This is a genomic window from Rhizobacter sp. P2_D12 (assembly GCF_056404395.1).
Genome location: NZ_JBFUEB010000162.1, coordinates 1 through 10,208, shown reverse-complemented (window position 1 = coordinate 10,208; position 10,208 = coordinate 1). Strand labels below are relative to the sequence as shown.

The following is a 10,208-nucleotide window of genomic DNA, read 5'->3' as shown; positions in this document are numbered from 1 at the left end:
CGCGTGCACCGCGCCGACCAGCAGCATCAGCATCGACAACACGATGCCCATCACACCCCGATGCAGGGGTGTCCTCTCCAATGACATGAAGTTCTCCTCGTCGAGCGCGTTGCGCCTGTTGTGTTGACCCGGCGCATTCCAGCATCTGCCACGCCCGATGGCCATGGAACGATCGTTCCATGCGCCGGGACGATCTCGGGTGTTACGCGTCGCGCAGCAGGACGCGGATGGCCTCGCTCCGGTTCGTGACCCCCATCTTCACGAAGGCGCTGTGAATCTGGTTGCGCACCGTCGCAGCGCTGCGGTTGCGCAGCTCGGCGATCTCGTTGTTGGTTCGGCCCGCGGCCACCCATTGCATCAGCTCGCGCTCAGCTGCGGTGAGCGCGGCCAGCGGATCGGCTCTCTGGTCGTTCTCGGCCCGGCAGGACTGGAGCATCGCCTGATGCAAGGACGGCACGATCAGCCGCAAGGTGTCCAGCAACACCGACCGATCCAGCGAGGTGTCGACTTGCCCGAAGCTGAAGTAGCTCCCCGATCTCGCCTTCAGGTCCACCATGCCATGGATCGCGAGGCGACCCAAGCCGAAGTGCTCGATTTCCTGCCTCTCGCGCAGGGACGTCAGCGCAGCGTCTTCGGGCAATTGCAGGCAGAGCGGCTCGCCGGTTCGCAGCCAGTGCCGGACGACCGGTCGATCCCGCAGATTGAGCAGCCGCGGGATCTGCGACAACGCATCGGGTGGGCAGTCGACGCCGATGGCGTGCTGGATTTCCAGGTGCTCCAGGTCGATGCGCCCGATGGCGGCGATCAGCACCCCGTGAGGAAGCAGCCGGCGCACCCAGGTGCGGACGAGGTCCGCGAACTGCTCTTCGCTCGCGCACCCGGCACAGGCCCTGGCCAGGCCGTAGAACAGGTCGGCCGCCGGCAGGTCGCGGTTCATGGCCCGGCGTCGGCAGGGTCCGACCGCAGCAGGTAGCCCAGCCCGCGCAAGGTGATCAGCGAGACCCCCGAGCCGGCAAGCTTCTTGCGCAGGCGGTAGGCCACCACCTCGATGGCCTCGAACTGGATGTCGGTCTCCATCGGGAACACGACGCGGAACAGCTTCTCCTTCGGCACGGCATGCGCGGGCTTCGCGATCAGCGCCTTCAGCAGCGCCTGCTCGCGCGGCGTGACGTCGAACACGTCGTCGTTCAGGTAGAACGCGCCCGAGGCCAGCTCCAGGCGCAGCGCGCCGCAGGACAGCTCGTCGGTGCCGGTGCCGGCGGTGCGGCGCAGCAACGCGCGGATGCGCGCCTCGAGCTCGTCCAGGTCGAAGGGCTTGGCCAGGTAATCGTCGGCACCGGCGTTCAACCCCAGCACGCGGTCGCCGACCGCGCCGCGCGCCGTCAGCACCACGATGGGGACGCGGATGCCCTCGGCGCGGGCGCGGTGCAGCACCTGCAGGCCGTCCAGGCCGGGGATCGTCAGGTCGAGCAGCGCCAAGTCGGGCGGCTGGTTGCGCAGCTGCTGCAGCGCATCGCTGCCGTTGTGCACCACGGCCATCTCGAAGCCGCGCCGCTCCAGTGCCAGCTGCAGCGCCTGGGCCATCGCGAGGTCGTCTTCCACCAGCAGCAGTTTCATGGCCGCGAGTGTGCCTTGCCCGGGGCCGCCTCCGCGAGCCGGCTGACAGGCAGACGACAGCGCTTCGGCCATCGTTTGACAGCCAACTGACAGTGTTGACGCTGCATCTGCGGGCTTGCACGGATGCAACCGGTTGCGCACTGCCCCAGGATGACGCGTCGGTTCAGTGCACCGCCCCCACAAGGAGATTGATACATGCGACGCCTCTTGCTCAAGACCGTGCTGCTTCCGCTGGTCCTCGCGACCGCCTCGGCCACGGTCCTCGCCCAGGACAACTACAAGATCATGATCGGCGCCAACCCCGGCGGCGGCTACGACCAGACCGCCCGCGGCATCGGCAAGGCGCTGCAGGAAGCGGGCCTGGCCGGTTCGGTGACCTTCGAGAACAAGGGCGGCGCCGGCGGCACCATCGCGCTGGCCCAGTTCGCCAATTCCTCCAAGGGCGACCCGAACGCGATGGTCGTGGTCGGCGCGATCATGGTCGGCGCGATCGTGCAGAACAAGCCGCCGATCACGCTGAACGATGCGACGCCGGTGGCGCGCCTGCTGGCCGAATACAACGTGTTCGTCGTGCCGGCCAACTCGCCGATCAAGACCATGAAGGACGTGGTCGAGCAGATGAAGAAGGACCCGGGCAGCGTCAAGTGGGGCGGCGGCTCGAAGGGCTCGGTCGACCACGTCAGCGTCGCGATGATCGCGCGCGAGGCCGGCGTCGACGCGACCAAGATCAACTACGTGCCGTTCAAGGGCGGCGGCGAGGCCACCGCGGCGGTGCTGGGCGGCCACATCACGGTGGGCACCAGCGGCCTGGCCGAGTTCGAGGAGTTCATCAAGACCGGCAAGATGCGCGCGATCGGCGTCACGGCGCCGAACCGCGTGCGCGGCTCCGAGATCCCGACGCTGGTCGAGCAGGGCATCAACGTCTCGATCGGCAACTGGCGCGGCGTCTACGGCGCGCCCGGCATCACGCCGGCGCAGCGCCAGAAGCTGGTCGACGCGGTGTCCAAGGCCACCAAGACCAAGAGCTGGGCCGAGACGCTGGCCGCCAACAAGTGGAACTCGGCGCTGATGACCGGCGACGATTTCGGCAAGTTCGTCGACGAGGACACGGCGCGCCTGCGCGCGCTGATGCTCAAGCTGGGCATGCTGTAAGCGTCATCGAGAACCACAAGAGCCAGCTGGCCGGCACCCGCGTGCCGGCCAGCGTCCGTTTGCAGGAGAGAGGAACATGAGCAATCGATCCGAGGTCGGCATCGGTGCCGGCGTCATCGGCCTGGCCGTGCTGATGGCCGCCGGTGCCACGCAGATCAAGAGCGAGGCCGGGTATTCGGGCGTCGGCGCGGCCTTCCTGCCGGGCCTGGTGGCCGCGGTGCTGGCGCTGTGCGGCGTGCTGCTGATCGTGCAGGCCGTGACCGGCGGCTACCGCACCATGCCGGACGACTACGAGAGCACCCCCGCACCGCACTGGACCGGCATGGCCTGGCTGTCGGCCGGCCTGCTGCTGAATGCCGCCACCATCACGCACATCGGCTTCATCCCGTCGTGCTCGCTGCTGTTCACGCTCGCCGCGCACGGTTTCCGGCGCTCGATGGGCGGTGGCCGCGCACCGTTGTCCGAGTGGCTGCTCGACGTGCTGACCGGTGCGGCGATCTCCGCGCCGGTGTACTGGATGTTCACGAAGTTGCTGGGCCTGAACCTGCCCGGCCTGACCAGCTCCGGCTGGATCTGAGGAAGTCCCCATGGATATCTGGCATTCCCTGCTGCAGGGCTTCATGACGGCGGGCACGCCGATCAACCTGATGTGGGCGCTGCTCGGCTGCCTGATCGGCACCGCGATCGGCGTGCTGCCCGGCATCGGCCCGGCGCTGACGGTGGCGATGTTGCTGCCGATCACCTCGCACGTCGAGCCGACCGCCTCGATGATCATGTTCGCCGGCATCTACTACGGCGCCATGTACGGCGGCTCCACCACGTCAATCCTGCTGAACACCCCGGGCGAGACCGGCAGCATGGTGACGGCGATGGAAGGCAACCTGATGGCCAAGAGCGGCCGCGCCGGCGCGGCGCTGGCAACGTCGGCCATCGGCTCGTTCTTCGCCGGCACCATCGCCACGGTGCTGGTGACGCTGTTCGCGCCGGCCATCGCCGAGTACGCGCTGCGCTTCGGCCCGCCCGAGTACTTCGCGCTGATCCTGCTGGCCTTCACGACGGTGTCGTCGGTGCTGGGGCAGAGCACGCTGCGCGGTGTCGTCAGCCTGATGCTGGGGCTGGCGGTCGGGCTGATCGGCATCGACCAGATCTCGGGCCAGGCGCGCTTCACGCTCGGCATCCCCGAACTGGTCGACGGCATCGAGGTGGTGCTGGTGGCGGTCGGGCTGTTCGCGGTCGGCGAGGCGATGTACACGCTGATGTACGAAGGCAGGCAGGACGAGTCGAGCAACAAGATGTCCAGCCTGTGGATGACGAAGAGCGACTGGAAGCGCTCGTGGCCGGCCTGGCTGCGCGGCACGCTGATCGGCTTCCCGTTCGGCACCATCCCGGCCGGCGGCACCGAGATCCCGACCTTCCTGTCGTACGGCACCGAGCGCAAGCTGACCAAGCACCCCGAGGAATTCGGCACGGTCGGCGCGATCGAGGGCGTGGCCGGCCCCGAGGCGGCCAACAACGCCGCCGTGGCCGGCACGCTGGTGCCGCTGCTGACGCTGGGCATCCCGACCTCGACCACCGCGGCCATCATGCTGTCGGCGTTCCAGAACTACGGCATCCAGCCCGGCCCGACGCTGTTCCAGACCTCGTCGGCCCTGGTGTGGGCGCTGATCGCGTCGCTGTACATCGGCAACGTGATGCTGCTGATCCTGAACCTGCCGCTGGTCGGCCTGTGGGTGAAGCTGCTGAAGATCCCGCGCCCGGCGCTGTACGCCGGCATCCTGATCTTCGCGACGGTCGGCGTGTACGGCATGCGCCAATCGGCCTTCGACCTGTTCCTGCTGTTCTGCATCGGGCTGCTGGGCGTGCTGATGCGCCGCTTCGACTTTCCGACCGCGCCGGTCATCGTCGGCATGATCCTCGGGCCGCTGGGCGAGGCCCATATGAGAAATGCTTTGTCCATTGGGGAGGGCAAATGGACTGTCTTCATGGAAAGGCCCCTGTCCGCGACTATCCTTGTGCTGTGCGTGGCGGTGCTGGTTGTCCCGCCCCTCGTGACCCGACTCCGGCGTCCGCGCGTGGCGGCCGCCTGACCGGCCCCTCTCAGCAAGGATCAAGTCAGCAAGGATCACCATGAAGTCGAACCGCCGTTCCGTCCTGGGCTGGATGACCGCCTCCGCGGCCTCCACGCTGGCCTTCCCCGCCCTCGCGGCGACCAACCCGCCGGCCTCGCTCGGCAAGTTGCGCATCTTCATCCCCGCCAATCCGGGCGGCGGCTGGGATGCCACCGGGCACGCCGTCGGCGATGCGCTGGTGGCGGCCGGCCAGGCCAGCGAGATCGGCTATGAGAACAAGGGCGGCAAGGGCGGCATCATCGGCCTCGCGCAGTTCGTCGAAACGCACTCGGATGCGCAGGACGCGGTGATGGTCGGCGGCTTCGTGATGGTGGGCTCGATCGCGTTGAACCGGCCGGCCATCGACTTGTCGCGTGTGAAACCGATCGCACGCTTGACGAGCGAGGTGCTGGCGCTGGTCGTGCCGATCGATTCGAAATTCAAGACCGTCAAGGACTTCCAGGAAGCCCTGGTCAAGGACATCGCCGCGGTGCCGCTGGCCGGTGGCGGGGCAGGGGGCGTCGATCACATGTGCGCCGCGCTGGTGGCCCGGGCGGCAGGTGCCAACCCGGGGCGGCTGAACTACGTGCCGTCGAGCAGCGGGGCGGAAGTGATGCAGGCGCTGGCGGAGGGCAAGGTGCTCGCGGCGGTGTCGGGCTTCGGCGAGCTGAAGTCCGGCATCACGTCGGGCAAGCTGCGGGCGCTGGCGATCAGCTCGCGGCGCGGCCTGTTCGGCATCCCGTCGTTCCGCGAGCAGCGGCTCGACGTCGAGCTGTCGAACTGGCGCGGCGTCTTCGCGCCGTCGGGCATGTCCGACGCGCAGGTCACCAACGTCCGCAACGCGCTGCAGAAGGCGACCCAGCACCCCAGCTGGCAGGCCGCGCTGGTGCGCAACGACTGGCAGCCGAGCTGGCAGGTCGGCACCGAGTTCGCACAGTCGATGGAGCTCGACAAGGCGATGGCGGATGCCCTGGTCTACATCCTCAAGCTGAAGACGGCTTGATCCTTCAGCCGGACCAGCCTTGCATGTGGCGGATCGCGATCGCGCTCAGCGCCGCGATCCACTCGTGCTGGTCGTTCAGACACGCGATGTAGTTGAACTCGGCGCCGCCGGCGCCGATGAACGCATCGCGGGCCTCCTGGCCGATCTCTTCCAGCGTCTCCAGGCAATCGGCCGTGAAGCCGGGGCACATCACGTCGACGCGCTTGACGCCTTGTCCGGCCAGCGCCACCAGCGTCGGCTCGGTGTAGGGCTGCAGCCATTCGGCCTTGCCGAAGCGGCTCTGGAAGGTCACGAGCCACTGGTCGTCCTTCAGCGTCAGGCGCTGTGCCAGCCGCTGCGCCGTCTCCAGGCATTCGAGCTGGTACGGGTCGCCGAGGTCGCGCGTGCGCCGCGGCATGCCGTGGAAGCTCAGCACCAGCTTGTCGGGCCGGCCATGCGACATCCAGTGGTCGCTGACGCGCTTCGCCAGCGCGTCGATGTAGCCCGGATCGTCGTGGTAGCGGTTGACGAAGCGCAGCTCGGGCAAGGCCCGCACCGCCTGCGCCCACTGGTAGACCGCATCGTTGACGCTGGCCGTGGTCGCGGCGCAGTACTGCGGGTACAGCGGCAGCACCAGGATGCGCGTCGCGCCGGCGGCCTTCAGCGCATCGAGCTGCGCACCGATGGCCGGCGTGCCGTAGCGCATCGCGAACGCCACCTTCACCGGGTGGCCGCGCTCGCCCAGGTAGCCTGACAGCAGCGTCGCCTGCTTCTGCGTCCACACCTTCAGCGGCGAGCCTTCGGGCAGCCACACCGTCGCGTACTTGGCCGCCGATTTCGCCGGCCGCACGCGCAGGATGATGCCGTGCAGGATCGGCCACCAGAGCAGCTTCGGGATCTCGACCACGCGCGGATCGGCCAGGAACTGCGCCAGGTAGCGGCGCACCGCCTGCGGCGTCGGCGCATCCGGCGTGCCGAGGTTGCACAGCAGGATGCCGGTGACAGGGGGCTGTCCGGGCTTGCGGGGAGGTTCGGGCGAGAAGCGCATGGGGCGCGATTATCGCGGTCCCAGCTGTTCGATGTCGGCCACCACCGCGGCGATGTCGATCGGCTTGGTCCAGTAGCCGATGAAGCCGGCCTCGTAGGCGCGCTGCACGTCCTCGGGCATCGCGTCGGCCGAGCACATGTAGGCCGGCGCCGAAGCCAGCCCGGGCAGCGCGCGCAGGTGGCCCAGCACCTCGAAGCCGGTCATGCCCGGCAGGTGCGCGTCCAGCACCAGCACCTCGGGCCGCCAGTCGCGCGCGATCTCCAGCGCCTCCTCGCCATCCTCGGCGATGCGCAGGTCGACGCGGCCATGGTGCAGGCGCAGCGCCTCCTCGAACAGGATCGCGTTGATGCGGTTGTCCTCGACGTACAGCATGCGCAGCCCGGCGCGTTCGGCGGCGGCCGGTGCGGGGGGCGTTGCCTCGGCCAGCGGCGCCAGGTCGGTGGCGGGGGCCTCGAGGTCGCTGGCCAGCTGCAGCGCGATGCAGGTGCCGTGGCCGAGCCGGCTCGACACCGCCAGCTCGCCGCCGATGGCCTGCATCAGGCTGCGCGCGATGATCAGGCCGAGGCCGGTGCCCTCGATCGCCGAGGTCTCCTTGCCGAGACGTTCGAAGGGCTGGAACAGCCGGCCGAGCTGCTCGTCGGACAGGCCCGGGCCCTCGTCCTCGACGCGCAGCGTGACGCGCTCCGGTGCCTCGTGGTGCAGCGTCCAGCGCACGACGCCGCCGGGCCGGTTGTACTTGACCGCATTCGACGCGACGTTCAGCAGCACCTGGCGCAGCCGCTGCGCATCGGCCCGCACGCGCACGCGCGGCGGCAGCGCGTTGTCGAACACGACGTTGCGCGCTTGCGCCATCGGCGCCAGCAGGTCGATGGTGCGCACCACCAGCTCGTCGAGCGCGACGCTGCCCATGTCGAGCGCCAGCGCGCCTTCCTCGACCTTCTGCAGGTCGAGCACGTCGTTGATCAGCGCCAGCAGGTGCTGGCCTGCATCGAGCACGTGGTCGGCGTATTCCCGGACCTTGGCGGCGTCGACCGGGTCCAGGCCCATGCGCATCAGTTGCGAGAAGCCGATCACCGCGTTCAGCGGCGTGCGCATCTCGTGGCTCATGCGCGACAGGAACTCGCTCTTCGCGCGGTTGGCCAGCTCGGCCGCCTGCTTGTCGCGCAGCGCCTGCTCGGCCTGCTTGGTGCGCGTGATGTCCGAGTGAGTGCCKACGACGCGCCGCGGCGTGCCGTCGGGCCGGCGCTCGACGATCTTGCCGCGGTCGAGCACCCAGACCCAATGGCCGTCCTTGTGCTGCAGCCGGTGCTCGGTCTCGTACACCGCGGTGTCGCCGCGCCGGTAGGCCTCGATGGCCTTCATCACGCGCGGCTTGTCGTCCGGATGGATGCGGCGCGACCACTCCTGGATGGTGTTGCCGACCTCGTCGTCGCGGTGGCCGAGCATCTCCTTCCAGCGCGACGAATAGAACGCGAGGCGGCGGTCCTCGTCGAAATCCCACACGCCGTCGCCGGCTCCTTCGAGCGCGAACTTCCAGCGCTCCTCGGCCGCCTTCAGTGCGCGCTCGGCGGCACGCTGCTGCGTGATGTCGCGCGTCACGTACAGCACGCGCGCGCCGGCCATCGGCGACAGCCGGGCCTCGAAGCTGCCGGCGCGGCCGCCGGCGGTCACCAGGTCGTACTCGAGCTGCTGGACCTCGCCGCTGCGCAGCGCGCGCGCGATGGCCGGCAGCACGCGTTCGGCCAGTTCCACGGTGACGCCGTCGACGAAGCGGCGGCCCCTGACGCTGTCCCAGCTGTGCACCAGCAGGGGATGCTTCGGGTCGCTGCATTCGAGGTAGCGGCCGTCGGCATCGAGCACGAACCACAGGTCGGGCACCGCGGCCAGCACGGCGCCCAGGCGGGCCTGCGATTCGTGCGCCTGCAGCTGCTGGCGGGCCAGCTCGAGCTCGGCGCGCTTGCGGCCGGTGATGTCGATCGACAGGTGGACGATGCTGCCGTCGTGCAGGCGCCGGTCGTTGACGATCAGCCAGCGGTCGCGCCAGCGCAGCTCGTGCTGCGTGCTGGCCTCGGACGCCAGGCCGAGCCGCCACTGCACGAACGCCTCTTCGCTGCCGACCGCATCCGGGTAGTCGCCGTGCGCGACCCTGCTGCGCAGCAGCTGCGGCCAGCTCAGCGCGTCGGGCGAGACGGTGTGGCCGGCGGCCCGGCGCCACGCCGCGTTCGACTGCACGACGCGGCCCTCCGGGTCGCTGATCATCACGCCGGCGTCCAGGCTTTCCAGCGCATCGCTGAGGAGCCGTTCGGCGCGGCGCGCGGCGCTCTGGGCCTGCAGCCGGGCGTTGATGACGGTGGCGGCGCCGCGGTAGCCGCGAAACTGGCCGCTGCGGCTGAACACCGGCACGCCGCTGATCGACAGTGTCAGCAGGCCGCCGGGCGTGTCGCGGTCGGCCACCAGTTCGGTGAAGGGCTCGCACTGGGCGATTGCGGCCTCGTGGCGTGGCCACGAGGCGGCATGCTCGCCGGCGTGCGGCCGGTACAGCTCGTCGATGCGGCAGCCCAGGTCGGCCTGCGGCGCCAGGCCCATGCGGCGCTCGAAGTTCTCGGACAGCCAGCTGAGCCGGCCCTGGTCGTCGGTCTCCCACAGCCAGCCGTTGCCGGACTGGCTGGCGGCCCGCACGCGCGCCTCCTGCAGGCGCCAGCGCTGCTCGCGCAGGCGGGCGTCGAACAGCGCGCCGGCCAGCAGCGCCAGGTCGTGCAAGGCCTGCTGCTGCGCGGCGTCGAGTCGTGCCGGGACGGTGTGCAGCGCGCAGACGCTGCCGATGCGGTGGCTGTCGACCACCAGCGGCAGCGAGGCATGGGCGCGGATGCCGGCCGGCCCGGCGACCAGCGGGCTGGCGTCGAAGCGCGGATCGGCCAGCGCGTCGGTCACCTGGAACAGGCCGCGCTGCAGGATGGCGTGGCTGCAGAACGAGTGCTCGCGCGGGACCTCGTGCGCATCGAGGCCGATGGCCGCCGGGAACCACAGCCGCTCGGCATCGACCAGGCTGATGGCGGCGATCGGCCAGCCGGTGCGCGCGGCGATCTGCCGGACGAGGGCGTGCAGGGCATCGTCGACGCCGGTGTCGAGCACGCGGAGCTCGCGCAGCACGCGCAGGCGGTGGGGCTCGTCGGCGGGCAGGGCGGCCGGGGTCATGGAGCGCGAACTGTAGCGGACAATGCAGCGCACCGGCACGCTCGAGTCGCGCCGGAATCCACAGCCGACATGACTGCTTTCCTTGCCCATTCCTCGGTCCGTTCGC

At 69.8% G+C, this 10,208-nt stretch carries 8 protein-coding genes; 4 read left to right on the top strand and 4 right to left on the bottom strand.

The features are described 5' to 3' along the window. Positions 1 to 202: 202 nt before the first annotated feature. Positions 203 to 937 (bottom strand): helix-turn-helix transcriptional regulator, encoded by a 735-nt coding sequence (locus AC1DYN_RS30075; RefSeq protein ID WP_477966043.1) that lies wholly within the window; start codon positions 935 to 937, stop codon positions 203 to 205. Then, a complete protein-coding gene (locus AC1DYN_RS30070) occupies positions 934 to 1,617 on the bottom strand; it encodes a response regulator (protein ID WP_477966041.1) in 684 nt (227 codons plus the stop codon). The genes AC1DYN_RS30075 and AC1DYN_RS30070 overlap by 4 nt, the downstream gene beginning before the upstream one ends. Before the next feature lie 195 nt (positions 1,618 to 1,812). On the opposite strand from AC1DYN_RS30070, the gene AC1DYN_RS30065 reads away from it, so the two are divergent. The 4 genes from AC1DYN_RS30065 to AC1DYN_RS30050 all read left to right on the top strand — a co-directional run bounded on the left by AC1DYN_RS30065 (position 1,813) and on the right by AC1DYN_RS30050 (position 5,880). Next, a complete protein-coding gene (locus AC1DYN_RS30065) occupies positions 1,813 to 2,769 on the top strand; it encodes a Bug family tripartite tricarboxylate transporter substrate binding protein (RefSeq protein ID WP_477966039.1) in 957 nt (318 codons plus the stop codon). Between the two features lie 76 nt (positions 2,770 to 2,845). Continuing rightward, entirely contained in the window at positions 2,846 to 3,346 is a 501-nt protein-coding gene (locus tag AC1DYN_RS30060; protein WP_477966037.1) for a tripartite tricarboxylate transporter TctB family protein, read from the top strand. A gap of 10 nt (positions 3,347 to 3,356) precedes the next feature. Beyond that, positions 3,357 to 4,856, top strand: coding sequence for a tripartite tricarboxylate transporter permease (locus tag AC1DYN_RS30055; protein ID WP_477966035.1), 1,500 nt, complete (start codon positions 3,357 to 3,359; stop codon positions 4,854 to 4,856). A gap of 40 nt (positions 4,857 to 4,896) precedes the next feature. Next, positions 4,897 to 5,880, top strand: coding sequence for a Bug family tripartite tricarboxylate transporter substrate binding protein (locus AC1DYN_RS30050; RefSeq protein WP_477966033.1), 984 nt, complete (start codon positions 4,897 to 4,899; stop codon positions 5,878 to 5,880). Positions 5,881 to 5,884: 4 nt separating this feature from the next. Here the strand turns inward: AC1DYN_RS30050 and hemH are convergent, their stop codons facing one another. Both hemH and AC1DYN_RS30040 read right to left on the bottom strand, forming a co-directional pair. Beyond that, positions 5,885 to 6,907 (bottom strand): ferrochelatase, encoded by a 1,023-nt coding sequence (hemH, locus tag AC1DYN_RS30045; RefSeq protein ID WP_477966031.1) that lies wholly within the window; start codon positions 6,905 to 6,907, stop codon positions 5,885 to 5,887. A gap of 9 nt (positions 6,908 to 6,916) precedes the next feature. After that, complete coding sequence (locus tag AC1DYN_RS30040; protein WP_477966029.1) at positions 6,917 to 10,102, bottom strand: hybrid sensor histidine kinase/response regulator; 3,186 nt, start codon at positions 10,100 to 10,102, stop codon at positions 6,917 to 6,919. Between the last annotated feature and the right edge of the window lie 106 nt (positions 10,103 to 10,208).